We start from the raw sequence: 24,952 nt of genomic DNA, 5'->3' as shown, positions 1-24,952 counted from the left end.
TACACGCTGCGCATGTCGGTTTTTTCCTATCCGGCCGCAGCGCTCCCCGCGTCCAATCGCAGCATTGATTCACTACTGCCAGCCCACCCTTGGGGCTGATCGAACCGATGCAAAAAAAGCACCTGCGCGCCGTCTTTCTGTTGCTGGCCTTTGTGGGGCTGGCTGTGCCCTGGTATTTCAACGCGGTGTACTTTTTGGCGGGTGGCAGCGTGATGCCCGATGTTTTCTGGCGAGACGCATTTGCCAACCCCCTGACCACCGGCATCACCCTTGACGTGTACCTGGCCGCCGTGGCGTTTTCAGTCTGGGTCGCGGCAGACCGTACCCTGGGCGCATGGCGCTGGGCGTGCATCGTGGCCTGCTTTGGCATCAGCCTGGCGTTTGCGATGCCGCTGTATCTGGCTTACCGCCTGCGCGCTGGCGCCACCGGCTGAGTGGGCTGGGGTGGCTCATGCAGCGGTTTCGGCGGTGTCTGCGCCCCTATCTGCAAAGGCCAGTGCGTACTGAGCGAGGTGCGCGTGTCTTGCACCAGCGCCTGCAGCGGTTGGCCCGCCAGCCTGCGCACATCGCGCCCCATGTGTGACTGGTCGTAGTAGCCCTGGTCTGCCGCCAGTTCGGCCCCCTGGCTGTCTGGCGCGTCGGCAAGGGCGTGCCACAGCGTGCTGTTGAGCCGCGCAACCACCTGAAACTGCTTGGGCGCCATGCCCCAGTGCGCGACAAAGCGCCGTTCAAACTGGCGCTTGCTCAGGCCCATGTGCAGGCCGGTGCCTTCATCGGCACGGCTGGCGGCAGCCAGCAGTGCCAACGCTTGCCGCCGCCGCACCTCGCAATCCGACGGTGGTGCAGCGGTGGCGCGGATGAACTGGCACAACACATCCAGCCGGGCATCATCGTCTGCCGCAGCCAGCACGCCACGCTCTACCGCAGCCCACTGGGTGCCCGCCAGTTCAGCCATGGGGCGAATCGCATTCACCGCCCCGCATGCGCCAGCAAACAGCGCCGCCGCTGCCTCGGGCCGCAGCACCAGCCCCACGGCGTGCACGCGGCCCACGTGTGCATACACGGTGGCGCAGGTGCTGGCGCTCATCCAGGCCGCCTTTGGCACTGGCACCCCTTGGTACGTCACTTGCCCTGCCAGCCGCACCACCAGCATGCTCGACACCATCGCCGGAAACTGCGACTGCGCCAGTTCTGCGGGGCAGTCCACCACCACAGCCGCCTCCAGCCAAGGCTGCAAGTCGGGCGGGGCGTGTACAAAGCGCTGGTGGGGCATGCCGCAATTTTGCACATGAGCCACACATGGGCCGCCCGGTAGCGGGGCACAGGTGCGTTACCAACGCGGCAGTCCACCCAGGCACCAGCCACCCGCGCGACAGATGGCAGCCACACAGCCCGACTATCCTGTACCTCCCTCCTCACTGACCGCGTACCTCGCACCATGACGCAGCAAGCCCCCACCCGATCCCTACCCATGATGGGCGCCACCAACTTTCGCGATCTGGGCGGCTACACCGGCCATGGCGGGCGGCAGGTCAAATGGCGGCGCATCTTCCGGTCAGACCACCTGGCGGGCCTCACCGCGCAAGACCAGGCCCTGCTGGCCGACCTGGGCGTGGCCCGCGCGGTGGACTTTCGGGGCCAGGCCGAAAGCGCTGCGTATGCCTACGCGCTGCCCGGCATTGCGTACCACCCCCTGCACATCGAGCCCACCGTAGTGCAGCGCGCGCTGGAGCTGCAGCGCACCGGCCGCCAGCTCACCGCGCAAGACGCCGTGGGCCTGATGCAAGACACCTACCGCGGCTTTGTGCACGACAACGCGCCGCGTTTTGCCGAGCTGTTTCGCCTGCTGCTGGCCAGCGACGCACCCACCGTTTTCCACTGCACCGCAGGCAAAGACCGCACCGGCTTTGCCGCCGCCCTCATCCTGCTGACGCTGGGCGTGCCACGCGACGTAGTCATGCACGACTACCTGCTCACCAACGCGCTCTACCAGCGCCCGCCCGGCATGGGCAGCCACGCGCCAGAGGAAGTGCTGCGCGTGCTGTGGCGCGTGCAAGAGGAGTTTCTGGACGCCGCGCTGCACATGGTGGACACAGACTATGGTGGCCTGCAGCCGTATCTGGTGGACGTGCTGGGCGTGGACGCCGCCGCGCAGCAGGAGCTGGCGGGGCGGTATCTGCAGGCGGTGTGACCACCCATGGGGCCTGCTGGCAGCGCTTGCCCGGCTTACCAGGGGCTGTGTTGTGGCCGCGCTGTCACAGCACGCTGGTAGCGCACCCGCCAATACAGCCACCCCACAATCGACAGGTTCAACAGATTCCACCCCATGCCGTTGATGAACGCCGCCTGGTAGCTGCCCGTCACGTCAAAAATCCAGCCCGACATCCAGCCCCCCAGCGCCATGCCGATCAGCGTGGCCATGATCACCGCGCCCACCCGGGCGCCCGCCTCTTGCGGCGCGAAATACTCGCGAATGATGATGGCGTAGGCGGGCACGATGCCGCCCTGGAACAGCCCGAACATGGCCGATATGACGTACAGCGGCACCAGCCCGTCAAACGGTAAAAACAGCGCCAGCCCCACGCCCTGCAAGGCCGAGCCCAGCAGCAGCGTGCGCACGCCGCCAATGCGGTCGCAGATCACGCCCGACACCAGGCGGCTGACGATGCCGCACGCCAGCATCAGCGACAGCATCTCGGCGCCACGCGCTGCGCCAAAACCCAGGTCGGTGCAATAGGCCACGATGTGCACCTGCGGCATCGCCATGGCTACACAGCAGGCCACGCCCGCCACACATAACAGCAGCTGCGCATGCACCGGGCGCAAGCCAAACGGGCGGCTGCGGTCCAACGACAACGGTAGGGGCGCAGCACCGGATGCAACACCGCGTGCCGATGCGGCTGGTGCAGATGGTGCTGCATCCATCTGTGCCACCGGCGCGCGCTGGCGCATGCGCAGTGCCAGCAGCAGCATGCCCACACCACACACAAGGCCCAGCAGCACGTATGTCTGGCGCCAGCCAATCAGCTCAATGCCGTGCTGCACGATGGGCGGCCACAGCGCGCCCGCAATGTAGTTGCCGCTGGCGCAGATCGCCACCGCAATGCCGCGCCGCTTGTTCCACCACAGCGCGGTGTCGGCCATCAGTGGAGCAAACGTGGCCGAGCTGCCAATCAGCCCCATCAGGCCATGGGCCAGCCCAAAGATCCAGATGCTGCCCGACAGCCCCGCCCACACAAAACCGCCACACACGGCCACCGCGCCCACGCACAGCACCGGCATCAGCCCATGCCGGTCGGCCATGCGCCCCGTCCAGATCCCTCCCAGCCCCAGGCACACCATCATCAGCGTGTAAGGCAGCGACGCGTCCGCACGGCCCACACTGAACTCGGCCTGCACAGCGGGCAGCACCACCGACACCACATACATGCTGCTGTTGCCCAGCACCACCAGGCCCAGCGTGGTCAGCAGGCGCCAGGCGGCTTGGGGGGAATCGATGAGGGAGGCGGGGGCGGCGGCTGGGCGGGACGAAGAGGTGTTCGGCATGCGGGGCAATTTACCCGACGGCACTGCAGGGGCTTGCAGGGCGACGCCAGTGCACGCCGAGGGCCAGTGTGTTGTTAGCTGATTGGTATGAAATTGATAGCTATCAGCGCTTATTGGATAAGCGCTACAGGCCAATATAGTTTGAATAGTCCTGGCTGCGTAAGTCGTTCTGCAGCGGCCCACTCAACCAGCGCCCACCAACACGCTTGGCATCGAAAAGTTGCGCCCCACTGCCACACCACCTAAAGTGCCTTAACAACTGCATACAAAGATATGCAACGCACAGCATAGGGGGGCAACCAGCGACATGGCGACATTGATACCGGCACTGGGTGCGTGCTTACCGCGCATGACCCGTGGAGAAAAACGCCTGGCTGACAGGCCGCAAGAGAAAGCCAGCGACTCGCTCGCGTCGAGGCCGCACCACCGTGGGCGATGCGCGCCCTCTGCTGCGTGATGGACTTCGCCACCATCACGCAATTCGGCGGCGCCTTGGCCGCCTTGATTCCGCTCGTACTGCTCGTCGGCTTTGTCGTTGTCATCTGGCGCACGGTGTCGTTGCACACCCTGCTGCGGCGCCTGTGGCTGCTGGTGCACGGCAGCGATGAAATCTCAGACCCCAAGATCCGTGCGTACGTGGACGAGCAGACCAACCTCATGTCCTTTCGCATGTTCTCTGGCGTGCAGGCCGCCAGCCTGGAAGAAGCGCACCAGCTGATTGCGTGGGCCCAACTCCACCGCGTTGATTTGCGCCAAATCGCCGCTTGCGGTCGCTACTTCGACACCGGGCTGCGGCAGGTGCGCAAGCAAGACTTTCCCTCGCGCCCCTACCTTTTTGCTCAGATTGCAGTGTTTGTCGTGTCCCTTGTCGGATCGATAGTCTGCGCCTGGCTGCTGCTGATTCCGCAAGTGCCGTTCACCTTCAAGGCGAGCGAGCGGACCTTCCTCGCCACAGAGTCCAACGCGCAGACCCTGTGGCCCCCCTTCTTCTTCAACAGAAACCCATTGAAAAAGGGCGACTGCGATCAGCCACTGGCCGCGAACGCAGCGCGTACCTCCTTCACCGAGGCGGAAGTGAAAACGTTGTGCGACCTTTTGCCAGTCGACGAGTGGCCAGAGCATCTGGCGAGCAAGCTGAAAGAGCAGCGCTGGTCTTTGCTTATCTGCACGTTGTTCTTTCTTGCTCTGCTTGCTCGCGCGGTTGTGGTTTTGAACAAGGTCGTCAGTGCCAAGGATCTGTTGGCCCGCGGGTTGCCATCTACCTTGCCGGGGGAGCAGATCGAGCTGGATTTGTATGGTGCAAAAGACTAAAGCCGCGCACGTTGACTACACAAAATGAAGGTGCATGGATATGACGTTGCGTGGGGACATGGCGGTGCTGTGCGCGGACTGGAAAGCCATGGACCTGTGCGCCAGCGCCTTGGCCCAACGCAAGCTGCCGCACCGCGTGCGCAAGAAGAGTGGTGAATACCGGCCTGGCGCGGATGCTATTCAGGTGATGACCATGAAGATCAGCAAAGGCTTTAAGTTTTCCGTGGTGGCGTTACCCGGTGTGTGGTACATGCCTGCGGCGGGGGAGGATGAGAGGGAAGCAGCTCGGGTGTTTTATGTGGCGGCGACTAGGGCAATGCAAAGGCTAGTGTTGGGCGTAAATGAACTAGGGCGTTTTGACAAGACGCTTCTGGAAATTTAGAGAGCATTCAAATGCGACGGAAATTTCCTTCGGTATCTTTTGCAAACAGGAAGTCACTCAAACGGCCAAACTTTAATATCTTCCTAAAATGAAAAATTGGTCGATATGTATATTTTTTGAGATTTGCGGTTACATAAATATTGTGGCTGACAGGCATTTCTATTTCAATATATAGAGATGGAAACGCTTTAAATAACAGGAGGATTTTGCGTGGACACCATTCGTGTGAAAAATTTAAAAAGCATAACCGATTCAGGGGAGATAGAAATAAAGCCTATTACGGTTTTTGTTGGGCAAAATAGCTCAGGTAAAAGTAGCTTAATTCGATGTTTTCCACTGTTCAAGCAAAGTGCTGAATCAAAAATCCTAGGAACCGTGCTTTGGTCTGGGAAGTATGTTGATTACGGTAGTTTTGATGAGTCTGTTAAGCATGGTCTAGATGTTAAAGACTCAAGAGAAATTTCATTCTCTTTTTCATTCAGAATTTCATCGGGTCACGTACGTAGTTCTCTTGCTGCAGAATCATTGGTGAAGTTAACAATCAAAGTTTATGGGGATGAGTATGGCAAGAGTAGCTACACTGATATTTCTTATGAAATGTATGGTAATAAATTTTCCATTCGAACCAATCCTGAATTTAAAATAATATCTCTCCATATAAATGAGGTTGATTTTACCAAGCAGGCGCTTGAGTCGTTTCAGATTTATAAGATATATACGATTATTCCTGTTCTATTTAGGAATGCCAGAACTGCTGTTCAATACGGATCGCATTACGTGACTCTTATAAGAGAAATTACGAATCATGTGCACCATCGAACATCCGAATTTAAGATCCAGCAAATCGCTAGAAACCTTAAGTTTTCAGACGATGAAACAATCAAGAAAAGTCTTTCAAACAAGGCTCTGGTGGGTGATTACGCTGCTGCAAAAATTTCTCAATGGAAAATAACTGATAAAAAATTTAAATCAATTAAGGATCAGATTATTTTTGTGAATCTAGAGCGAATAACGGATGAGATTGCAGATAATTTTCGCGCACATTTTCTTGCTTCGCGCTATATAACTCCATTGCGCGCCGCTGCGGATAGGTATTACCGTATACAAAACACTTCGATTGAGGAGTTGGATCCTAATGGCAGTAATTTGGCTATGTTTTTGTATGCAAAAAAAGAATCTGAAATTGATGAGATTAATTTGTGGCTAAAGAGTGAAATTGGCTTTTCCATTGAAATTGTTGGAAGCCATGGACATGCTTCGATTTTTATTATTGATGGTGAAGAGGGAAGTAAGACAAATATTGCAGATACCGGATTTGGAATATCTCAGATACTTCCTGTTCTTATACAGGTGTGGCAACAGTCGAAGCGAAGTAATTTAGGGATCGGGATCAAAAATACCCCGACCATGATTGTCATCGAGCAACCTGAACTGCACTTGCATCCAAAAATGCAATCTCGCGTAGGTGAGGCCTTTTGTCGAGCGATAAAACTTGCGAAAAGTAAAAATATTGATTTAAGAATAATAATTGAGACGCACAGCAGGGAAATAATTGATGCTATTGGAAGATCAATTGAGCGGGAAACCATTGGGAAGGATGATGCGGGTATTTATATTCTTAGCAAGGGTAGGGATATTAATGTAAGGCGGTCCCATTTCGATGCTGGGGGATTTCTCGAGCAGTGGCCTTATGGTTTTTTTGATGGACAATAAAATGCTGTTTTGCCTGGGAAAATCATTTGCAAATAGTATAGCTGCTGGGGATCGGGATAGTATTGATTGTTTGCTGAGAATGCTGGACTCTCGAAAGCGAGGCTTGCTTTTAATATATTCCTCTAATAAGGCTATTGATTTGATTGTTGCCTATTTTCAGCAAAGTGGCGATGGTGAAACAGTTGAGCTCCTGAGAACGATGTCGAAAAAGTTTCGTCATAAAAAGCAGCTTTTAAAAGATTTAACTGCTTTTGTGCTTGTTGGGTGTTCTGGTAAAAGGAATCCACGCCGAAGAGGTAATGTAATCCATGTTGCACCGGATTTTATTAATAAATCCAATGTTCTATATCCGCCAATTTTGCTTGGTGAAAATTTGACAGATTGCGAACTTTACGCAGAAGGAATATCTAAAAATTTTATTGATGGAATCCCTCAGTCCTTGAGTGAATTGCAGTTGTTTGATCGATTCGAATCCGGTGGAGGAAACAGCACCCATTACTCCTATAGCCGACACAAGCAAAAAAGTATGGATTTTTGTTTTTGTATAGTGGATTCCGATCGTGCGCATCCAAGTAAAAAGCTGGGTGATACTGCGAAATTTGTGGTGAATGTGGACAAAAATCATAAATCGCCACTATGTGATAATTTAGTTATTGATATGTATTCGGCCGAAAATTTGCTACCTATGGATGAAATTGAAAGGCAATTCAACGTAGGTAAAAGCCAGCAACAGATATCCCAATTCGCAATAGCTAAGAAAATTAGGGGAATGAATAGTTGGCGGCATTTGCCGTTGAAGCAAGGTATAAATGGAGGTGATTTAAAGAAGGTTGATATGCGTTCACAGTACTGGGCGGGTGAGTTAAAGGCAGCCGGAATGACCTTGCCTTGTTGTGAAGACCCAAGTTGTAGCTGTAATTTAGTTCCGAGCATCAGTGATAAGACGCTTGCCACTGCCCTTAAGCCAGAGAACGCGGGGTGGAGGTCTAAACTTAATAGAGAGGATAGTCAATATATTCGTTCTGATTATTCGAAAATTTCTACAGAATTAAGGTCGTGGTTATGTGTGGGGGCACCTATCAGATCGTGATTTTTGAGTGCCTTGGCGATCCTGTTATCGCAGGGGAGAAGCCACGTAACCACTTGGCTTTTGATAGCTGCTCTCGCATATTTCCACGAGGGTTACGGGCTAATTTGGCTCACGAAACTAGCGTTTCTACGCCCATCTCGCGGGAGACAAATTTCAAGGGCCTTCGCCCCGCCCCAACTTCGCCAACAACTCCGCCATCCGCTTCTCCCGCGTCTCCGCCCGCTTGGGACTCTGTAACCGGTGGTAGATGGTGAACAGGCTCTGGCGTTTGAGCGTGGCGTAAAAAGCGTGGGCAACCGGGTCTTTTTGCAGCGCCGCCAAAAAGTCTTCGGGTATCTCCATGGTGGCGCTGCCGGCGTAGGCGGCGGCCCAGCGCCCGTCGCTGCGCGCGGCCTCTACCTGCGCCAGGCCAGCGGCCTGCATGTGCCCTTGCGCGATCAGCCGCTCGGCATGCTGCACGTTCTTTTGCGACCAGTTGGATCGTGCGCGGCGGGGTGTCAGGCGCTGCAAGAACGCGGTGTCGTCCAAGCTCTTGCGTATCCCGTCGATCCCCCCCAGGCGATGGCGGCCCCCACGCAGTCGTCCCACGTCACGCTGGGCTGGCCGGTGGCCTTTTTGAAGATGCGCACCCACAGCTCTGTCTCGCTGGCGTGGTGGGCCTGCAGCCATGCGTGGAGCTGTTCTGGCGTTTCAAAGGTGTGGTGTGTCTTGGTGCTCATTTTTTTATAGCTGCCTACGCATATTCCATAAGCGCCAGCCGCCAATTGCTTAAACCTGCGGCAAATACTGGTCTAACAGCACCTGCACCGCATCGGCCTGCAACACATCCCGCCGCCGCTTCAGCGGGTCGCGGTCGGGTTGCTCTGCCATCCACCGCTTGAACGCCACAAACGTAGCCGGGTGCACGGTGTGCATGCGGGCCATGGTGCCGTTGGTGGCGACGATGACGGCAGAGAACCCCGGTGAGTCCAGCAGCACGCTGGCGCGGCGGGCCTGGGCTACCCAGAAGTCTTCGTCGGCGTCGCTGAGCTTGATGGGGTGGGGGTCGTCATCGGTGCGCTCGCGGCGGATGATGTCCACCTCAAAGCCGTCTTTGTTGACGGCGGTGAACTTTTGGCTTTGCCTGATGCGAAAGGTGGGGTCTACTTTTTTGAGCACACCCAGCATGGAGCTGTCCAACCGGGCGAGCTGGGTAGAAAAGATGATGCGTTTGCGGCTGTCCCACAGCAAGTCGATATCACGCGTAGCGAGTGCATCAGCGTCCAGTCGCACCCCGGCTGCGGTTTCGTAGGCGTAGAGGGCGTGGGTGCCCACCACCCGAAAGTGCTCGCTGAGGCGGGTGCTGGCCAGGCGGTCGAGCAGTGCCACCACCAGCGGGTCTACCCTGCCGACCCGCAGGGCGCGGTTCATGCGCTGTTGCTGGTCTAGCGCGGCTTTCAGGCCGGTGAGCCGTTCGGTGCTGGCCTGCTTTCTTTGCATGAATTTGTCGTAGATGGCCTGTGTCTCGGGGGTGCGGGGCCCCAGACTGGTTTCGGCCCCGGCGGGCGAGGTACGCACCAGGTATTGCGCTTGCGGCGACGACGCTGGCCCCGCGTGCCAGTACATGCCGCCGCGCACCTGGGCGGCTTCTTCGGTGGCTTCGGCCAGCGCGTCAAACACGGCAATGGCGTCGATGTACTGGCGGGTGATGGCAGGGCTGAGTTCGAGCATTTCGGTATATTTTGTGTTTTTAGATTTTTTACCGAAAAGTGAATATTGACAATAAGTTAAGTTACTTTTTTCGGTTCATTTTTCGATGCGGTCGCCCTGCATGCCCCAGAGGCGGCGCTAATACGCTACAACCCACCCCTTAGCACATTGATGAGCACAGGCTCCCCCCATGGCAACCGCTCCCACCCTCGGCCTCAGCCACCTCACCTTCATCGTGCGCGACGTAGACCGCACCGCCCGCCTGTTCTGCGAAGCCCTAGGCGGGCAAGCGGTGTACGACAGCCAGGGCCGCAACTTCTCCCTCTCGCGCGAAAAGTTTGTGCTGCTGGGCGGCCTGTGGCTGGCGTTCATGGAGGGTGAGCCACCTGCCGATCGCACTTACCGCCATGTCGCCTTTGCAGTAGCTGACGAAGACCTGCCCGCCTGCGAGGCGCGGCTGCGGGCGCTGGGGGCAGAAGTGAAGCCGCCCCGCCCACGGGTGGAGGGCGAGGGGCAGTCGCTGTACTTCTACGACTTTGACAACCACCTGTTTGAGCTGCACACCGGCACGCTGGCGCAGCGGCTGGCGCGGTATGCGCAGGGGTAGGTGCTGAGGTAGGTGGTGGGGGCTGGCCTGCGGCGTTGCCGTCAGGTCGGTGCGCTGTTTTTAATCGCCGCATTTTGTGCGGTGAATAGTGCCGCAATACGGCTCAAACGCAGATGCGCAAGTGGATTTTGCTGCGCTTTTGATAGCTGCCTGTGCTATGGATAAAGCGCTATCCGCCTATTTGATCAAAATGTAGGCGGTATTCCGCCCACCACCTCCCTGCCGCGCTAGCGCACCCAGGGTTAACAGGTCGTTGATGTCCCGCAGCGCCGTATCCGCAGAGCATTTGCCCATCGCCGCCCACTTGGCGTTGGTCAGCTTGCCTTCCATGCCGTCCAGCACGCGGTTCAGCACCAGCGTTTGCCGCGCGTTCATGGGCGTGCCTGCCCAGCGCTGCCAGAACTGGGCTTTGTCCAGCACGCCTGCCAGCGTGGCGTCTGCGCCCTGCACGGCGCGCAGCAGGCAGCCCAGAAACCAATGCAGCCACGGGGTCACGTCCAGGGGGCCTTTTTGGGTGGCCTCCAGCTGGTCGTAATAGTCTTTGCGCTCGCGCTGTATTTGGGCGCTGAAGCTGTAAAAGCGTTGATGCGTTCCTTCCGCGCGGGCCAGGGCCATGTCGCCCACGGCGCGGCTCAGGCGGCCGTTGCCGTCGTCAAACGGGTGCAGGGTGACCAGCCACAGGTGGGCCAGCCCTGCTTTGATGATGGCGTCGCCCGCTGGAGCGGCTTCAAACCAGTCGAAAAAGGCCTGGGTTTGCGCGGGCAGGGTGGCGGCGGGCGGGGCTTCAAAGTGCACCTTCTCCCGCCCGACAGGGCCGGACACCACTTGCATGGGGCCACTGGCATCGGTGCGCCATGCGGCCACGGTGATGCGCATGCGCCCGCTGTAGCCGGTGGGGAACAGCGCCGCGTGCCAGCCAAACAGGCGCTCGGGGGTCAGGGGCTGGTCAAAGTTGCGGGTGGCGTCCAGCACCACGTCCACCACGCCGTCCACGTGTCGGTCGCTGGGCGCCAGCGCCCCAATGTCGAGGCCCAGCTTGCGGGCCACGGATGAGCGCACGGCGTCCAGGTCCAGCCGCTCGCCTTCAATGGCGCTGGTGGTGATGACTTCTTGTGTCAGCACCTGCAGGGTGGCCTGGTCGCGCTGCGCCAGCCCCAGCTCTGCCATGCGCCCGGCCAGCATGCCTTGTGCGCGGTGCACCTGAGCCAGTGGTGCGGCCAGGGCGGCTGCGTCAAAAGCAAGGTGCGGCCAATCGGGCAACTGCCAGATGTAGCGGGGCGTGCGGGTGGGGCGGTGGTGGCGCATGCGGCGATTATGCAGAGTATTCACCGCATTTTGTGCGGTGAATATCGACGAAAATTGGTTCAAAACGCGAGTGCGGCAATCGAAGATGCTTCGTTTTTAATAGCTACTAGCGTTGATCCATAAAGCGCTGGAGGGCAATCTGGCTCTACATTCAGCGGGAGGCATGCGCAGCAGCCCCTGCTCCGCCTCGGTTTGCAGCGCACCCAGCGGTGCTGTGGGCGGTGCGATGGGGTGACTCCCGCAAGCTCCAGGCCCTTTGCATTGAGCAAGCTGCGTCCGGGGCCGTCAAAGCGCCCTGGCAGGCGCCCCGTACTCAGATCTTGATGAACTGCGTGCTCGACAGAGCGCCAAACGGCAGCTCTGACAAACGGCCGCCCACGGCCAGTGTGCCCAGGTCGACCGGGAAGTAGCCGATGGCGTCCAGCACCTTGCGCACTTCGGCCTTGGCTGCTGCGTCGTCGCCTGCGTAGAACATGGCGCGTTGGCCGCCAGAGACTTGGGGCTGGGCCAGCACGTTCACATCCAGGTGGTTGAACGCCTTGACCACGCGGGCGCCGGGCACGAATTCGCTGAACACTTCGCTGGACGAGCGCCCGCCCAGGTCGATGGCCTTGATGCCGTAGGCCGCCAGCGGGTTGCTGGGGTCTTTGGCGGCGGGCGAGTTGGGGTCGAGAAATTCCACGGGGTTGGTGCCGTCGATGACGATGCGGCCGTTCCAGGCGGGCAGGCTGCCAAGCGCCTGGCCCAGGTCTTCCCAGCGCACGGCGATGAGCACGATGTCTGCGGCGGCAGCCTCTGCCACGGTGCCCGCCTTGATGGTGGGGCCCAGCTCAGCCACCAGCGCGGCCAGTGATTCCGGCCCGCGCCGGGTGGAGAGGGTGGCCGCCAGGCCTTTGCTGGCCAATGCGCGCGCCACGTTAGAGCCGAGTGCGCCAGAGCCGATGATGCCGATGTTCATGATGATTTCCTTGGTCAATGAGTGAAGTGGGTGGAGGGAAGGGGAACGGTGAAAAGTCGAATGCGGAGAGGGATCTGAAAGGGATTAACCCAGCCGCCCGGCTTGGCGCAGTTGCCCTGCAATGCGCCGGATTTCTGCGGTGCCCTGCTGCAGCGCCGCCTGGCTGGTGTGCACCGAGTAAGTCCCCATGACCAGCTCGTGCGGATGCGGCACGGCAGAGCCCAACACGAAGCTGGTGGTTTCGGTGGCCACAAAGTCGATGCTTTGGCCGGAGGGCTCAAACGCCACCAGCTCGCCAGCGGCAATGGCTTCGTCCGCCGTCAGCGCGCCGCTGGCCACGGCCACCCACGCCACGGTGTGGCCTGGGGGCGGGGTGTAGGTCCAGCGCTCGCCCTGGGCCAACTGCACGGCCAGATAGGTCATGCCCTCGGGCGCTGCCACGGGGCTGTGTGCTGCGCCGTACTCGCCCAGCAGCACCCGCACCGGGCCCACCTGGGGCACCAGTTCGGGGGCGAGGTACTGGCTGTGGGCGGGGGCGTTTTCCAGCGCGGCGGGCAGGGCCACCCACAGCTGAAAGCCCCGGCCCGGCGTGTCGCCCACGGGGGCACCGGTGTGCCACACGCCGTTGCCAGCACGCATCCATTCGACGCCACCCGCAGGCAGCAGGCCCGCTTGGCCGGTGCTGTCTTCGTAGCGCACATCGCCTTCCGACAAGAACGTGACCGTGGCGATGCCCGAGTGGGGGTGCATGCCAAAGCCCTGCTGCGCTGCGCCGGGCTGAAAGTGCACCCGATCCAAAAAGATGAAGGGCTTGAGCACCTGGCCCAGGTCCCCAGGGCTCATGAGGCGGGTGATGGGGCCGTGCGGGGTGCCACGGGTGCGGTGGGTGATGGCGCGTGGGGCGGTGGCGGGTGCAGACATACAGAGAACCTTGGAGGTGTTGAACTGATGCCTGCAGCTTAAAAATTCAGCGATTAATTGACTAGATAGCGCAATATGATTGCACTCGTCCATTAATTGAATGAATTGGCGCGACGATGCTGGATCTGAACGACGTGGCCATCTTTGTGCAGGTGGTGCGCTGCGGCAGCTTTGCCGAGGCCTCGCGCCGCCTGGGCGTGCCGCCCAACACCCTGAGCCGCCGGGTGCAGCAGCTGGAAGCGCAGCTGGGCACCCGGCTGATGCAGCGCTCGACCCGCCACCTCACGCTCACCAGCGCGGGCCAGGTGTTTCTGGAGCGTTGCAGCGGCGCGGTAGAGGGGCTGATGGATGCGGGCGAGGAGCTGCTGGCGGTGAACCAGGAGCCCAGCGGCCTGGTGCGGGTGGCGGCCCCGGCTGATTTTTTTGATTTCTTTGCGATGGAGTGGCTGACGGAGTTTCTAGAGGCACATCCCAAAGTGCGGGTGGACTTTGTGCTGAGCGACGGCCGCGCCGACCTGATTGCAGACCGGATCGACGTGGCCCTTCGCGGCGGCATGTTGGAGGACTCAAGCCTTTTTGCCCGCAAGGTGCTGGACGCGGGTACCGACTGTCTGGTGGCCAGCCCGGCCTACATCGCACGCCGGGGTGTTCCGGCCACGTTGCAAGACCTGGTGGGCCACGACTGCCTGGTGTTCGGCCATCCCAGCGGCAAAGCCACCTGGCGCGTGACAGGGCCGGAGGGCGCACCGGCCGAGGTGCAGGTGTCAGGCCGGTTCAGCGGCAACACGGCGCAGGCCTTGCGCAAAGCCGCGCTGGCGGGCTTGGGCATTGCGCTGCTGCCCTCCACGCTGACGCAGCGCGATTTGCGTGCGGGCCTGCTCGTGCCCGTGCTCCCGCAGTACCACCGGCAGGGGCATGGCGTGCACATGGTCTACCCCAGCAGGCGCTACCTGCCCTTGGCGGTGTCGGCTTTCATTGAGCTGGTCATCAGCAAGATGGGGGCGATACAAGAACTGCCGCCGCAGACCTGCGGCTGAGGCGGCATGAATCCACTTGAATCGTTCACGCTGAGCCTGCTGAAGCGCTCCGCGAGGCTGCGACAGGCTCCGTCCGCGCACGCTCCTGCCCGCTATGCTCCCCTACCCACTAAACACGAACAAGACACACAGTAACCGCCATGCACGACATCATCTGCCCTCACTGCAACAAGGCGTTCAAGGTGGACGAAACCGGCTATGCCGACATCCTCAAGCAGGTGCGCGATGCGGATTTCAACGCGCAGTTGCACGAGCGGCTGGAGCTGGCCGAGCAAGACAAGCGCAACGCGGTAGCGCTGGCGCAGGCCCAGGTGGCCAATGAGCTGCAGAAGTCGGCGGCCGCCAAAGACTCCGAGATTCAAGGCCTGAAGGCCCAGCTGGGTGCGAGCGCGGTGGAGCTTGATCTGGCGGTGGCGCAGGCGCTGAGCGCGGTGGAAAAGCAGCGCGATGCCATGGCCAATGAACTGGAGCGGGCGCGGCAAGCGCAGCAAACAGCGGCGCTGCTGGCGGAGGCCCGGTTGGCACAGGAGCTGCAGGGCGTAGCCGCCAAAAAGGACTCCGAGATCCAGCAGCTGAAATCGCAGCTGGAGGCGGGCGAGGTGACACGCAGGCTGGCGGTGTCCGAGGCGGTCACGGTGGTGGCCCGCGAGCGCGATGAATTCAAGAACGATCTGAACCTGGTGGTGGTGAAGAAGCAGCTGGAGGAGGCCGCCATCAAGGAGCAGTACGCCTTGCAGTTGCGCGACCGCGACGGCGAGATTGCGCGGCTGCGGGACATGAAGGCGCGCCTGTCCACCAAGATGGTGGGCGAGACGCTGGAGCAGCACTGCGAGACGGAGTTCAACCGCATCCGCGCCACGGCGTTTCCCCGCGCGTACTTTGAGAAGGACAACGACGCACGCAGCGGCAGCAAGGGCGACTACATCTTTCGCGATGCGGATGAGGCGGGCAACGAGATCGTCTCGATCATGTTCGAGATGAAGAACGAGAACGACGAGACGGCCACCAAAAAGCGCAATGAAGACTTTTTGAAAGAACTGGACAAGGACCGCAACGAAAAGGGCTGCGAGTACGCGGTGCTGGTGTCGCTGCTGGAGCCCGAGAGCGAGCTGTACAACACCGGCATCGTGGACATGTTTTACCGCTACCCCAAGATGTATGTGGTGCGGCCGCAGTTCTTCATCCCCATCATCACGCTGCTGCGCAACGCCTCCATGAAGTCGCTGCAGTACAAGTCGGAGCTGGCGCTGGTGAAGGCGCAGAACCTTGACATCACCAAGTTTGAATCGCAGCTGGAGGAGTTCAAGGGCGCCTTTGGGCGCAACTGGCGGCTGGCTTCGGATGGGTTCGAGGAGGCGGTCAAGCGCATTGACGAGGCCATCAAGGACCTGGAGAAAACCAAGGAGGCGCTGCACAAGTCGGCCAACAACCTGCGCCTGGCCAACGACAAGGCCGAAGACCTCACGATCAAGAAGCTGACACGCGGCAACCCGACGATGGCGGCCAAATTTGCGGATCTCAAGCAGGTGGGGATTTCGGATGGGGAGTGATGCAAAGCACGGCACGCGCTACGCGATGCCTGTGCCGGGGTAGACGCTGCCTGCCGTGGAGTCAGTCTTAACGGCACCAGCCCGCACCGTGACGGCAGCTGCTGCTCTGCAACATCACCGCGGCTCCCCGTGCATTGGCACGGGCCCCTACACCCGCACCGACGCCCCCGTCGCATAAAACTGCCCACCCGCCACGTAGTGCAGCGTGCGCAGTGCATCGGGCGCGGTGTCGAACTCCCAGTGCCCGTTGCGGAACACGCGGTCGTCCGCCCAGGCGGCTATCACTTCACCGATGAAGAGGTCGTAGGTCTGCTGGTTGTGCGGCTCGGGGACCACGCGGCACAGCAGCCAGGCGGCGCAGCCTTGCACCAGCGGGGCGGCGGCGTGGCCGGGCGCGTAGAACAGCTCCACGCCGTGCTGCTGCAGCTTGCCCGGGTGGGTCTTGGCGCTGTCGGTGCCAATCGCCACGGTCATGGCGGCCATGGGCACGGTGGGCAGTTGCAGCGCGAACATGCCGCTGGCTTCGACCAGCTCGCGGGTGCGCGTGGCTTTGTCGAGCACCACGGTCACCTTGGGCGGCGCAAAGTCCAGCGCGCAGGCCCACGATGCGGCCATCACGTTGTGCTGGCCTGCGTGTTCTGCCGACACCAGCACCGTGGGGCCGTGGTTGAGCAGGCGGTACGCCTTGTTGAGCGGCACGGCGGCGAAGTGTTCGGCAGGTGTGGATGGCAGCATGGTGTGGGGGATGGGGGTTGAGCGGCAAACCGACAACGCTCTGCATTTGATAGCTATTAGCGCTTATCGGATAAGCGCTAGAGGCCATTTTTACGTTAAATCATGCCACGCTGCCCGTGCGCGAGATGCCGAGGCGTTGACCGAGGCGCCTTGCGGCCATTTACCAGCAAGTAACATCGCCCAGCCCACAACCCGCCCCACCGGGGCACAACGGAGACAAGCAATATGTTCAGTCATGTGATGGTCGGTGTGAACGACCTGGAAGTGTCGAAGAAGTTTTACGACGCGCTGCTCGGCACCATCGGTGTGCCCGCTGGCGTCGCCAACAAGAACCGCTACTTCTATCGCAGCCCCACTGGCACCTTCAGTATCAGCACCCCCATCAATGGCGAGGCCGCCACCTTTGCCAATGGCGGCACCATCGGTTTTGCCATGCAGTCGCCCGAGCAGGCCGACGCGTTTCATGCGGCGGGTGTCGCCAACGGGGGCACTACGTGCGAAGACCCACCGGGCTGGCGCGAAGGCCCCGGCAGCAAGCTGTACCTGGCGTACCTGCGCGACCCGGACGGCAACAAGCTCTGTGCGCTGCACCGCCCCCCAAAGGCGTGATCAGCGGGCTGGGCGGCTGGCACGGCACCTGTGGCGTTGCAGCCAGCGCGTGGCCCGCTGCACGCCGTGGCATGCGGTGGCGGCCATGGCCCCAGTGGCGGCCAGCATCGCCAGGGTATGAACACCCAGCGCGGCCAGCGCCTGCAGCAAGGGTGTGAAGGGCGCAACACCCCCTGATGCCCCAGCCCCTACGGCACCATCGCCCAGGCACAGCGGTGCCAGCGCGGGCACCAGTGCCAGCCCCGCGCCGTGTGCGGTAGACACGCCCAACGACCAAAACGCCATGCCCACCGGGCCGGCAGGCTTGCGCAGCCGATGCAGAGCCAGGCCCCTCCGGTGCGCAAAGGCCCACACCAGAACCACGGCCCCACACAAGCCACCCGCCGCGGCCAACAGCACAGGCCGGGACAGCGACAGGCCCCACACCACCGCCGCAGCCATCAGTGCCACCGAGGCCAAGTGCCCGGCGGCCATGGGCAGCAGCGCGCACAGCGGCATGCTGCGGTCGTGTGCACGCAGGCTCCAGACGATGGCCAGCCCCCAGCCGGTGAGGGGGTTGAGCCCGTGCAGCGCGCCCATGGCGGCGATGGCGAGCCAAGGCCAGAGGGTGTCCATGGTGGTGGTGGTGCGGTGTTCAGCCCCGTGCAGCGCAGCACGCACCCGGCGCAGGGTGGGATGGGGAGGCCTGAGGTACATGCACAGCGGGCAAAGCAGCAGAACCGGCCGGTGGCTGCGCAGACGCGTAGCGGTCGTGGTGGCGCACCCAATCCATGGGGTAGGCCGGGTTGGTTTCGTGGCGCCCCTTTGGCGTCAGGTCCAGCAACTGGTAGGTGCCCATCATGGCTTCAACGCCGCGCCCGAAGGTGGAGTAGGTGTGGAACACCTCGCCCGCATCGCTCAGCACAAACACGCTGATGCCCGGTGCCTCATCGGCGGGGAACGGCCGCATGCCGTAGTTGTAGAGCACCTCACCGTTGCCGCGCGCACGCTGCTCGGGCGTGAAGCTCACGGCGAAGTCGTGGTTGAAGTCGCTGCCGTGCGATGACGCCCAGCGGAACTGCCAGCCCATGCGCTGGCGAAAGCGCTCGATCTCGGCCAGCGGCGCACGCGAGATGGCGAGCACCGACACGTCGCGGTGTTGCAGGTGCAGCTCCATGCCGCCCAGGTGGTCGGCCATGAAGGAGCAGCTGGGGCAGCCTTGCTCCCACCCCGGGCCGAACATGAAATGCTGCACCAGCAGCTGGCTTCGGCCGTCGAAGAGGTCGGCCAGGGCGCGTGGGCCCTGGAGCGTGTCAAACGTGTAGTGCTTGTCCACGCGGGTCCAGGGCAGCGCGCGGCGCTGCGCGGCGACCTCGTCGCGCAGGCGGGTCAGCGCCTTCTCGCGGGCCAACAGGCTGTGGCGCTGGGCCAGCCATTGGTCGGCGGATACCACGGGGTGGGGGGTGGGTGCGTTCATGGGTGTGCTCCTTGGTGAGGTGGTGGTGTGGTTTGGTGGATGGATGAATTGGGGCGATGGCAGGCGCACCTGTCCCTGGCCTGCGGCATCGCTTGATGCGCGCAGGGCCTGTGGTGGCAAGGGGGGTGGTGGGTGCGGCGGGCGCCGCGTTGCTCAACAGGTTCAGAAGGTGTGAATGAAACCGGCTTGGCCGAGCGGGCATGGCGGGTTCGTTCACACCCTCTCAGGCGCGGTGCGCCTTGGGTCGGCGCACCGCGCGGACCTTGCCGCTGCCGCCGCCCCCGCAGTAGAAAAGGTCTGCGCCGTCGGATTCGAGGCCGCTCACGCCCATGCCCTGCGGCATGTCCAGCTGCTGCAGCACGGCGCCGCTCGTGGAGTCGATGTGGCGCAGGGTGCTTTCTTCGCCCTCCCAGGTGCCGTGCCACAGCTCGCCGTCCACCCAGGTCACACCGGTCACGAAACGGTTCGACTCGATGGTGCGGCGGATGGCGCCCGTGGCCGGGTCGATCTGGTGGATCTTGCGGTCGCGGTACTGGCCCACCCACAGGCTGCCCTCGGCCCAGGTCAGGCCTGAATCGTTGCCACCGCCCGGTGCGGGGATGGTGGCCAGCACTTTGCCCGTGGCGGGGTCGATCTTGTCGATGCGCGATTCGGCGATCTGATAGAGGTATGTGCCGTCAAACGCGGTGCCTGCGTCGCAGATCACGTTGAGCGTGTGCGTGGTAGCGCCGCTGGCGGGGTCGAAACCCACCAGCTGTTCGCCCGTGGCGGCCCACACGCGCTGGCCGTCGTGGGTCACGCCGTGGATGGCGCTGGCCGCGCCGAACGGTCCGTATTCGCGCACCACATCGGCAGGCTGGCGGGCCGCGATGGGCAAGTGTTTGCTGGAGGGCGGGGTGTCGTCCATGTCGCTGCTGCAGGCGGTGTCGCGGGTGGCGGTGTGGGTGGCGGTGGTCATCTCTGTCACTCCTGGTGGGGTGCCGGTGCACGGCAAAAGGCGCTGTGCGTTGGGCGGTGAGGCCACTTTATGGAATTGGCTGCGCCGTGGGGAGTAACAAGATCGTCGTGAATCCCACCAGCGGCGCAGCCAGCCAGCGGCGAGCCCGCGCGTTGCCGATGGCGCGCACGCGGTCGGCGGCTTCCAGATCGGCCAGCGCGCGCTGCACGGTGCGCTGGCTGTCGCCCAAGGCCAGCGCCAGGGCCGATGTGGACCACGCTGCGCCGTCCGCCAGCAGCGCCAGCAGTGCGCCCTGCTCGCCCTCCACAGGCGGTGCCAGCACGGCCACATCGCGCCCACCGTGGGGCCGCAGCACAAAGCCGCGTGCGGTGGCCTCCACGTTCGCCAGCGGCGCGATGAGCTTGCGCAGGCGGCCGATCTCCACCCGCAGGCGGGCGCGGTGGGTTTCGTCGGGGTGGCGGGTGCGAAACACGTTGGCGATCAATGCCTCGCGATCCACATCGCCCGGCCAGGCGGTGGCCAGCGCGCGCACCAGCGCAAACAGCACCGGGCGGCGCGCCAGCGGCTCCCACACGTCGCCCGCGCGCACGCCGTGGCGGCAGGCATCCACCACCAGCGTGGGGGACGCAAGCAGCGCGGCCACGTCGTCCAGCGGCAGCATGTGTTCGGCGCCGCTCGCAAGGCAGCACGCGGCGGGCTGGGTGAGCAGCGCGTGCGCCTGGGCCACCTCGGCCAGCAGCGCGGGCACGCCCGACTGGGCCGCAGCCTGTTGCGCGCGCTGCAGGGCCAAGCGGGCAGTGCCGATGTGCAGCGAGCGCAGGGCCAGTTCTGCCGCGGCAAGCTCGGCCACGGCGATCAGCGAAGGGGGCAGTCGCGTTGTCGCGCCGGTGGTTGGAGCGCCTGCCAGCGCAGCGGTGGCTTCGTTCAGCCTGCCTAGCAAAATCAGCTTGCGCGCTGCCACCAGCCGTGCCTGCAGTGCGTTGGCAACGTCACCGTGGACTTGCAGCGTGGCGACGGCAGCCATCAGCGCGTGCGCCTGCTCGCCCAGGTCCCGCATGGCCAGCGCCACCTCGGCCTCGGCCACTACGCAGCGCGCGCGGGCCACGGGCTCGTGCGCGCCAAAACCCCGTGCGGCGCGGCGCAGCAGCTCACGGGCGCGCGGGTGCTCGCCCAGTTGGGCCATGGCAATGCCACGCAGGGCCAGGGCCGGAGGGTCGTCGCGCAGGGCCACGCGCTGCAGGGCGGCCAGTGCATCGCCTGCGGCCAGCGCGCGGGCAGCGGCGGAGATCAGCGAATCCATGGCGACAGCCTAACGCAGCGTGCTGGTTGCGTGCTGTTTGAGTCGTGTGTGAGAACCTGTGGTGGATACTTGGCGGCTTCGCTCCACCACCCATCAGGTGGTGTGCATCCCCCCAAAGACACCAGGACCCGCCATTGAAATCCGCCAGCGCCACCACTTTTGACGAGGCCTACTACCAGCGCTTTTACTTCGACAAAAAGACCAGCGTGGTGGACCCAGCGCACATGGAGCGCCTGGGCACCTTTGTGTGCAGCTACCTCAAGTACCTGCGCGTGCCGGTGTCGCGCGTGCTGGACGTGGGCTGCGGCATCGGGTTGTGGAAGGGCATCGTGGCGCAGCATTTTCCGCAGGCCAGCTACCAGGGCGTGGAGTTCAGCCCCTACCTGTGCGAGCGCTTCGGGTGGCAGCAGGGTTCGGTGGTGGACTATGCGGCCGATGAGCCGTTTGACCTGGTCATCTGCCAGGGCGTGCTGCCCTACCTGAGTCCGCCAGACCTGAAGGCCGCGCTGCTCAACCTGGGCCGTCTGACGAAAGGCGCGCTGTATGTCGAGGCGGTGTCGCGCGAGGATTTTGAACGCGACATCATCGACGAAGAGATCACCGACAACCGCGTGTTCCGCCACCGCGCCGAGCTGTATCGGCGCGGCCTGCGCGAAGGCGCCATCGAACTGGGCGGCGGCGTGTGGCTCAGCCGCAAGGCCGAGCTGCCACTGTTTGCGCTGGAGCAGGCGGGCGAACAGTGAGCGCCCCTGTCGCGCCAAACGCGCCAAACGCGCCGATTCCGCCGCACGCGGTGTCGCGCCTGCGCGCCGAGCGCCTGGCCCGCAGCGCCAAGCCCTTTCTGGCACGCGGCGGCCCCAAAGGCGAGCGCTGCGCTGACTGCCGCCTGGTGCCCAGCCACTGCATGTGCGCACTGCGCCCCGTGCTGCCCACACGTGCAGGCATGTGTTTGCTGATGGCCGACATCGAGCCCCTCAAGCCCAGCAACACCGGCTGGCTGATTGCCGATGTGGTGGCCGACACCTATGCCTTTGGCTGGGCGCGCACCGAGGTGCACCCCGACCTGCTCGCGCTGCTGGCCGACCCGCAGTGGCAGCCGTATGTGGTGTTCCCCGGCGAGTTCGTGGCGCCCGAGCGCGTGGTCACTCAGGTGGCCACGGCAGAAGGCAAACGCCCGCTGTTTGTGCTGCTCGATGCCACCTGGCCCGAGGCGCGCAAGATGTTCCGCAAGAGCCCCTACCTCAACCACCTGCCCGTGCTGAGCCTGCAGCCCGAGCAACTCTCGCGCTACCACCTGCGCCGGTCTACCCGCATGGACCATTTCTGCACCTCCGAGGTCGGCGCGCTGTGCCTGGAGCTGGCGGGCGAGCTGCGCGCTGCGCAGGCGCTGGAGGCGTACCTGGACGTGTTCACCCACCACTACCTGCAGGCCAAGCACCAGCTGCCAGTGGACTGGGAGGGCGCAGCGCATTTGCGGCTGCGCGGCTTGCGTTGAGCCTGGGCAGGCCCCGCCGCCTGCGCTGGGTTTGCAAACAATGTACAAGCGGTATCCCGCTGTAGAGCACATCTCCTTAGCATGAAAGCACTTGATCAGAGTGACTGTTGCCGGAGGCTCAATGCAGCTTATTCGTTGGTTTTTGGTATCCCTTTTCGCCGTCGGCGCCGCTGCCCTGGCCCAGGCCCAAACCGAAGCGCCCGTGAAGGTGGTTGTGCCCGCATTCACCTTCCCCGCCAAGGCGCAGGTCGGTGGCCGTACCCTGGTATTGAACGGCGCGGGCACCCGCTACCGCGCCGTGTTCCAGGTCTACCAGGCCGGTCTGTACCTCGAAAAGCCCGCACACCATTTTGTGGACATGCAGAGCCCCACCGAAGCCCGGCGCATCCAGCTCGTGATGCTGCGCGAGGTCAAGTCCGACGAGCTGGGCAAGCTCTTCGCCCGGGGCATCCAGGACAACCTGGACAAGGCCTCCGCCGCGCGGCTGATGTCGTCCATGTGGCGCATGTCCGAGCTGTTCACCGAGTACAAGCGCCTGGATGCGGGCGACCAGATCATCCTCGACTGGGTGCCGGGCAAAGGCACGGTGGTCACGGTCAAGGGCAAGGTGTCGGGCGAGCCTTTCAAGGAGCCGGAGTTCTTCAACGCGCTGGCCGGCATCTGGCTCAACGCGGCCCCGGCCGACTGGAAACTGCGCGAAGCGATGCTGGGCGTCAAGGCGGTGGAAACCGCCGAGGGGAGCAGGTAACCGGCAGCAGGGAGTAGGGGCAAGGCGTGAGGGAACGACAATCAGCGCTTCCTTTGCTCGCCACTGCCCCGCATGAAAGCTCCCCCGCGCCTCCAATCCCTCATCGAGGAAGGCCTGATCGACACCGTGGTTCGGCAACTCATGAGCGGCAAAGAGGCCATGGTCTATGTGGTGCGCTGCGGTGATGAAACCCGTTGTGCCAAGATCTACAAAGAGGCCACCCACCGCAGCTTTCGGCAGGCTGTGGACTACACCGAGAACCGCAAGGTCAAGAACTCGCGCTCGGCCCGCGCCATGGCCAAGGGCAGCAAGTTTGGTCGGCAGGAGCAAGAGGCCGCCTGGCAAAGCGCCGAGGTCGATGCGCTCTACCGCCTGGCCGCCGCCGGCGTGCGTGTTCCGCAGCCCTACAACTTTCACGACGGCGTGTTGCTGATGGAGCTGGTGACCGACGCCCACGGCGACGCGGCCCCGCGCCTGAACGATGTGAGCTTTACGCCCGAAGACGCGCGCACCCACCACGCCACGCTGGTGGCCGAGGTGGTGCGCATGTTGTGTGCGGGTGTGGTGCATGGCGACTTGTCGGAATTCAACATCCTGCTGGCATACCTGCCGGGCGCTGGCGGGGTGGATGGTGCAGAAGGCGAAGGGGGCCACGATGGCCCCGTCATCATCGACCTGCCCCAGGCCGTGGACGCTGCGGGCAACAACCACGCCCAGCGCATGCTGCTGCGCGATGTGGCCAACCTGCGCGACTTCTTCGGCCAGTTCGCGCCCGAGCTGCGCACCACCCAGTACGGCCCCGAGATCTGGAGCCTGTACCAGAGCGGGCTGTTGAGCAACGAGACGCCGCTCACCGGCATCTATGCGCCCACACATGCCGATGTGGACATGCAGGCCGTGCTGCGCGAGATTGACGACGCGCGCGACGAAGACGCGGCGCGCAGGCTGCGCATGGCGGCGGGCTGACGTTTTCTCCAACCGCGCAGGGCTGTGGCACCATCGCGGCCTTTTTCTGTACAGCTTGCTCGCCATGCCGTCCATCCACATCCGCAACTTTCGCCCCGGCGACGAACCCGCGTTGCGCGCCGTCTTCCACGCCTCGGTGCATGGCCTGGCTTGCAAGGACTACACCGCCGAACAACTCGCCGCCTGGGCGCCGCAGCACCATGACGCGGCGCAGTGGGCGGAGCGCATGCGGGCCAACCAGCCCTTCATCGCGCAGGCGCTGGGCAGTGGTGCCATCGCCGGGTTTGCAGATCTACTGCCCAACGGCACCATCGACATGTTCTTTGTGGCCCCGGCATTTGCAGGCCGTGGCGTGGCCCGGGCGCTGATGGCACACGTCCACGCGCAAGCTCAGCAGCGTGGCATCGCCCAGCTGCAGGCCCGCGTGAGCCTGACCGCCGAGCCCTTTTTTGCCGCGCAGGGCTTTGTGGTGGAAGCGCGCCAGCAGGTGGAGCGTGCAGGCGTGGTGCTGCACAACGCCCGCATGGCCAAGGCACTGGTGGCCCGTTGAGAAGATACTCCTGATTTGATAGCTGG

Annotated in this window: 28 protein-coding genes; 15 read left to right on the top strand and 13 right to left on the bottom strand. The window is 62.6% G+C overall.

Translation table 11 applies throughout. The features are described from left to right. Positions 1-107 precede the first annotated feature (107 nt). Positions 108-434 carry a DUF2834 domain-containing protein gene (locus OIN59_RS02365; RefSeq protein WP_274106762.1) on the top strand — a complete coding sequence of 109 codons (327 nt, stop codon included), beginning with the start codon at positions 108-110 and terminating at the stop codon, positions 432-434. Here the strand turns inward: OIN59_RS02365 and OIN59_RS02360 are convergent. Further along, positions 404-1,273 (bottom strand): helix-turn-helix domain-containing protein, encoded by an 870-nt coding sequence (locus OIN59_RS02360; RefSeq protein ID WP_274106760.1) that lies wholly within the window; start codon positions 1,271-1,273, stop codon positions 404-406. The genes OIN59_RS02365 and OIN59_RS02360 overlap by 31 nt on opposite strands. Positions 1,274-1,438: 165 nt before the next feature. Between OIN59_RS02360 and OIN59_RS02355 the strand changes: the two genes are divergently transcribed. Then, the gene (locus tag OIN59_RS02355) at positions 1,439-2,191 is read left to right on the top strand and encodes a tyrosine-protein phosphatase (protein ID WP_274106757.1); all 753 of its coding nucleotides are present in this window, start codon (positions 1,439-1,441) and stop codon (positions 2,189-2,191) included. A 35-nt stretch (positions 2,192-2,226) separates the two neighbouring features. Here the strand turns inward: OIN59_RS02355 and OIN59_RS02350 are convergent, their stop codons facing one another. Continuing rightward, positions 2,227-3,546 carry an MFS transporter gene (locus OIN59_RS02350; RefSeq protein ID WP_274106755.1) on the bottom strand — a complete coding sequence of 440 codons (1,320 nt, stop codon included), beginning with the start codon at positions 3,544-3,546 and terminating at the stop codon, positions 2,227-2,229. A gap of 456 nt (positions 3,547-4,002) precedes the next feature. Here OIN59_RS02350 and OIN59_RS02345 point away from each other — a divergent pair, with 456 nt between their 5' ends. The 4 genes from OIN59_RS02345 to OIN59_RS02330 all read left to right on the top strand — a co-directional run bounded on the left by OIN59_RS02345 (position 4,003) and on the right by OIN59_RS02330 (position 8,042). Continuing rightward, positions 4,003-4,857 (top strand): DUF6216 family protein, encoded by an 855-nt coding sequence (locus OIN59_RS02345; protein WP_274106753.1) that lies wholly within the window; start codon positions 4,003-4,005, stop codon positions 4,855-4,857. Positions 4,858-4,891: 34 nt separating this feature from the next. Continuing rightward, positions 4,892-5,239, top strand: coding sequence for a 3'-5' exonuclease (locus OIN59_RS02340; protein WP_274106751.1), 348 nt, complete (start codon positions 4,892-4,894; stop codon positions 5,237-5,239). A 210-nt stretch (positions 5,240-5,449) separates the two neighbouring features. Further along, positions 5,450-6,952, top strand: a complete 1,503-nt coding sequence (locus tag OIN59_RS02335; protein WP_274106749.1) for an AAA family ATPase — start codon at positions 5,450-5,452, stop codon at positions 6,950-6,952. Continuing rightward, complete coding sequence (locus OIN59_RS02330) at positions 6,930-8,042, top strand: hypothetical protein (RefSeq protein ID WP_274106747.1); 1,113 nt, start codon at positions 6,930-6,932, stop codon at positions 8,040-8,042. Before OIN59_RS02335 ends, OIN59_RS02330 begins: the two co-directional genes overlap by 23 nt. Before the next feature lie 153 nt (positions 8,043-8,195). Here the strand turns inward: OIN59_RS02330 and OIN59_RS02325 are convergent, their stop codons facing one another. From OIN59_RS02325 to OIN59_RS02315, 3 genes are read right to left on the bottom strand one after another with little or no spacing between them, the layout of a single operon-like run. Continuing rightward, complete coding sequence (locus OIN59_RS02325; RefSeq protein WP_274106745.1) at positions 8,196-8,570, bottom strand: YdeI/OmpD-associated family protein; 375 nt, start codon at positions 8,568-8,570, stop codon at positions 8,196-8,198. After that, on the bottom strand, positions 8,540-8,761 hold the full coding sequence (locus OIN59_RS02320; protein WP_274106743.1) for a YdeI/OmpD-associated family protein: 222 nt from the start codon (positions 8,759-8,761) through the stop codon (positions 8,540-8,542). Before OIN59_RS02320 ends, OIN59_RS02325 begins: the two co-directional genes overlap by 31 nt. Positions 8,762-8,810: 49 nt before the next feature. Continuing rightward, positions 8,811-9,752 (bottom strand): GSU2403 family nucleotidyltransferase fold protein, encoded by a 942-nt coding sequence (locus OIN59_RS02315; protein WP_274106741.1) that lies wholly within the window; start codon positions 9,750-9,752, stop codon positions 8,811-8,813. Between the two features lie 169 nt (positions 9,753-9,921). Between OIN59_RS02315 and fosX the strand changes: the two genes are divergently transcribed. Next, complete coding sequence (fosX, locus tag OIN59_RS02310) at positions 9,922-10,338, top strand: FosX/FosE/FosI family fosfomycin resistance hydrolase (RefSeq protein ID WP_274106739.1); 417 nt, start codon at positions 9,922-9,924, stop codon at positions 10,336-10,338. 177 nt (positions 10,339-10,515) lie between these two features. Here fosX and OIN59_RS02305 read toward each other — a convergent pair whose 3' ends face one another. The 3 genes from OIN59_RS02305 to OIN59_RS02295 form a co-directional block, all read right to left on the bottom strand. After that, positions 10,516-11,643 (bottom strand): Fic family protein, encoded by a 1,128-nt coding sequence (locus OIN59_RS02305; RefSeq protein WP_274106737.1) that lies wholly within the window; start codon positions 11,641-11,643, stop codon positions 10,516-10,518. A gap of 313 nt (positions 11,644-11,956) precedes the next feature. Then, complete coding sequence (locus tag OIN59_RS02300; RefSeq protein ID WP_274106735.1) at positions 11,957-12,601, bottom strand: NADPH-dependent F420 reductase; 645 nt, start codon at positions 12,599-12,601, stop codon at positions 11,957-11,959. Between the two features lie 84 nt (positions 12,602-12,685). Beyond that, positions 12,686-13,522 (bottom strand): pirin family protein, encoded by an 837-nt coding sequence (locus OIN59_RS02295; RefSeq protein WP_274106733.1) that lies wholly within the window; start codon positions 13,520-13,522, stop codon positions 12,686-12,688. Positions 13,523-13,638: 116 nt separating this feature from the next. Here OIN59_RS02295 and OIN59_RS02290 point away from each other — a divergent pair, with 116 nt between their 5' ends. Further along, positions 13,639-14,559, top strand: coding sequence for a LysR family transcriptional regulator (locus OIN59_RS02290; RefSeq protein WP_274106731.1), 921 nt, complete (start codon positions 13,639-13,641; stop codon positions 14,557-14,559). A gap of 140 nt (positions 14,560-14,699) precedes the next feature. Further along, the gene (locus OIN59_RS02285) at positions 14,700-16,109 is read left to right on the top strand and encodes a DUF2130 domain-containing protein (RefSeq protein ID WP_274106729.1); all 1,410 of its coding nucleotides are present in this window, start codon (positions 14,700-14,702) and stop codon (positions 16,107-16,109) included. 147 nt (positions 16,110-16,256) lie between these two features. Here the strand turns inward: OIN59_RS02285 and OIN59_RS02280 are convergent, their stop codons facing one another. Next, positions 16,257-16,844, bottom strand: a complete 588-nt coding sequence (locus OIN59_RS02280) for a flavin reductase family protein (protein WP_274106727.1) — start codon at positions 16,842-16,844, stop codon at positions 16,257-16,259. A 225-nt stretch (positions 16,845-17,069) separates the two neighbouring features. On the opposite strand from OIN59_RS02280, the gene OIN59_RS02275 reads away from it, so the two are divergent. Beyond that, a complete protein-coding gene (locus OIN59_RS02275) occupies positions 17,070-17,453 on the top strand; it encodes a VOC family protein (protein WP_274106725.1) in 384 nt (127 codons plus the stop codon). Here OIN59_RS02275 and OIN59_RS02270 read toward each other — a convergent pair whose 3' ends face one another. From OIN59_RS02270 to OIN59_RS02255, 4 genes are all read right to left on the bottom strand, one after another. Continuing rightward, positions 17,454-18,068 carry a hypothetical protein gene (locus tag OIN59_RS02270; RefSeq protein ID WP_274106723.1) on the bottom strand — a complete coding sequence of 205 codons (615 nt, stop codon included), beginning with the start codon at positions 18,066-18,068 and terminating at the stop codon, positions 17,454-17,456. A gap of 19 nt (positions 18,069-18,087) precedes the next feature. After that, positions 18,088-18,909, bottom strand: coding sequence for a DUF899 domain-containing protein (locus OIN59_RS02265; RefSeq protein WP_274106721.1), 822 nt, complete (start codon positions 18,907-18,909; stop codon positions 18,088-18,090). Between the two features lie 223 nt (positions 18,910-19,132). Continuing rightward, positions 19,133-19,816, bottom strand: a complete 684-nt coding sequence (locus OIN59_RS02260; RefSeq protein ID WP_274107156.1) for a Vgb family protein — start codon at positions 19,814-19,816, stop codon at positions 19,133-19,135. Positions 19,817-19,934: 118 nt separating this feature from the next. After that, positions 19,935-21,167 carry a helix-turn-helix domain-containing protein gene (locus OIN59_RS02255; RefSeq protein ID WP_274106719.1) on the bottom strand — a complete coding sequence of 411 codons (1,233 nt, stop codon included), beginning with the start codon at positions 21,165-21,167 and terminating at the stop codon, positions 19,935-19,937. A gap of 134 nt (positions 21,168-21,301) precedes the next feature. Here OIN59_RS02255 and OIN59_RS02250 point away from each other — a divergent pair, with 134 nt between their 5' ends. The 5 genes from OIN59_RS02250 (at position 21,302) to OIN59_RS02230 (ending at position 24,926) form a co-directional block, all read left to right on the top strand. Further along, on the top strand, positions 21,302-21,910 hold the full coding sequence (locus tag OIN59_RS02250) for a class I SAM-dependent methyltransferase (RefSeq protein ID WP_274106717.1): 609 nt from the start codon (positions 21,302-21,304) through the stop codon (positions 21,908-21,910). Between the two features lie 50 nt (positions 21,911-21,960). Continuing rightward, positions 21,961-22,662, top strand: coding sequence for a tRNA-uridine aminocarboxypropyltransferase (locus OIN59_RS02245; protein WP_274106715.1), 702 nt, complete (start codon positions 21,961-21,963; stop codon positions 22,660-22,662). A 121-nt stretch (positions 22,663-22,783) separates the two neighbouring features. Beyond that, the gene (locus OIN59_RS02240) at positions 22,784-23,410 is read left to right on the top strand and encodes a chalcone isomerase family protein (RefSeq protein ID WP_274106713.1); all 627 of its coding nucleotides are present in this window, start codon (positions 22,784-22,786) and stop codon (positions 23,408-23,410) included. 72 nt (positions 23,411-23,482) lie between these two features. After that, positions 23,483-24,376, top strand: coding sequence for a PA4780 family RIO1-like protein kinase (locus OIN59_RS02235; protein WP_274106711.1), 894 nt, complete (start codon positions 23,483-23,485; stop codon positions 24,374-24,376). Between the two features lie 64 nt (positions 24,377-24,440). Continuing rightward, positions 24,441-24,926 (top strand): GNAT family N-acetyltransferase, encoded by a 486-nt coding sequence (locus OIN59_RS02230; RefSeq protein ID WP_274106709.1) that lies wholly within the window; start codon positions 24,441-24,443, stop codon positions 24,924-24,926. Positions 24,927-24,952: the final 26 nt, after the last annotated feature.

Origin of the sequence: Acidovorax benzenivorans (assembly GCF_028680575.1) — a bacterium.
Classification (GTDB): Bacteria; Pseudomonadota; Gammaproteobacteria; order Burkholderiales; family Burkholderiaceae_C; genus Acidovorax; species Acidovorax benzenivorans.
The sequence above is the reverse complement of the archived record's forward strand: the minus strand, read 5'-3'. Positions and strand labels throughout refer to the sequence as shown.

Coding starts and splice junctions, on each gene's coding strand:
- OIN59_RS02365 (WP_274106762.1), top strand. CDS start 108: ATGCAAAAAAAGCACCTGCGCGCCGTCTTTCTGTTGCTGGCCTTTGTG.
- OIN59_RS02360 (WP_274106760.1), bottom strand. CDS start 1,273: ATGCCCCACCAGCGCTTTGTACACGCCCCGCCCGACTTGCAGCCTTGG.
- OIN59_RS02355 (WP_274106757.1), top strand. CDS start 1,439: ATGACGCAGCAAGCCCCCACCCGATCCCTACCCATGATGGGCGCCACC.
- OIN59_RS02350 (WP_274106755.1), bottom strand. CDS start 3,546: ATGCCGAACACCTCTTCGTCCCGCCCAGCCGCCGCCCCCGCCTCCCTC.
- OIN59_RS02345 (WP_274106753.1), top strand. CDS start 4,003: ATGGACTTCGCCACCATCACGCAATTCGGCGGCGCCTTGGCCGCCTTG.
- OIN59_RS02340 (WP_274106751.1), top strand. CDS start 4,892: ATGGATATGACGTTGCGTGGGGACATGGCGGTGCTGTGCGCGGACTGG.
- OIN59_RS02330 (WP_274106747.1), top strand. CDS start 6,930: ATGGTTTTTTTGATGGACAATAAAATGCTGTTTTGCCTGGGAAAATCA.
- OIN59_RS02320 (WP_274106743.1), bottom strand. CDS start 8,761: ATGAGCACCAAGACACACCACACCTTTGAAACGCCAGAACAGCTCCAC.
- OIN59_RS02315 (WP_274106741.1), bottom strand. CDS start 9,752: ATGCTCGAACTCAGCCCTGCCATCACCCGCCAGTACATCGACGCCATT.
- fosX (WP_274106739.1), top strand. CDS start 9,922: ATGGCAACCGCTCCCACCCTCGGCCTCAGCCACCTCACCTTCATCGTG.
- OIN59_RS02305 (WP_274106737.1), bottom strand. CDS start 11,643: ATGCGCCACCACCGCCCCACCCGCACGCCCCGCTACATCTGGCAGTTG.
- OIN59_RS02300 (WP_274106735.1), bottom strand. CDS start 12,601: ATGAACATCGGCATCATCGGCTCTGGCGCACTCGGCTCTAACGTGGCG.
- OIN59_RS02295 (WP_274106733.1), bottom strand. CDS start 13,522: ATGTCTGCACCCGCCACCGCCCCACGCGCCATCACCCACCGCACCCGT.
- OIN59_RS02290 (WP_274106731.1), top strand. CDS start 13,639: ATGCTGGATCTGAACGACGTGGCCATCTTTGTGCAGGTGGTGCGCTGC.
- OIN59_RS02285 (WP_274106729.1), top strand. CDS start 14,700: ATGCACGACATCATCTGCCCTCACTGCAACAAGGCGTTCAAGGTGGAC.
- OIN59_RS02280 (WP_274106727.1), bottom strand. CDS start 16,844: ATGCTGCCATCCACACCTGCCGAACACTTCGCCGCCGTGCCGCTCAAC.
- OIN59_RS02275 (WP_274106725.1), top strand. CDS start 17,070: ATGTTCAGTCATGTGATGGTCGGTGTGAACGACCTGGAAGTGTCGAAG.
- OIN59_RS02270 (WP_274106723.1), bottom strand. CDS start 18,068: ATGGACACCCTCTGGCCTTGGCTCGCCATCGCCGCCATGGGCGCGCTG.
- OIN59_RS02265 (WP_274106721.1), bottom strand. CDS start 18,909: ATGAACGCACCCACCCCCCACCCCGTGGTATCCGCCGACCAATGGCTG.
- OIN59_RS02260 (WP_274107156.1), bottom strand. CDS start 19,816: ATGGACGACACCCCGCCCTCCAGCAAACACTTGCCCATCGCGGCCCGC.
- OIN59_RS02255 (WP_274106719.1), bottom strand. CDS start 21,167: ATGGATTCGCTGATCTCCGCCGCTGCCCGCGCGCTGGCCGCAGGCGAT.
- OIN59_RS02240 (WP_274106713.1), top strand. CDS start 22,784: ATGCAGCTTATTCGTTGGTTTTTGGTATCCCTTTTCGCCGTCGGCGCC.
- OIN59_RS02235 (WP_274106711.1), top strand. CDS start 23,483: ATGAAAGCTCCCCCGCGCCTCCAATCCCTCATCGAGGAAGGCCTGATC.
- OIN59_RS02230 (WP_274106709.1), top strand. CDS start 24,441: ATGCCGTCCATCCACATCCGCAACTTTCGCCCCGGCGACGAACCCGCG.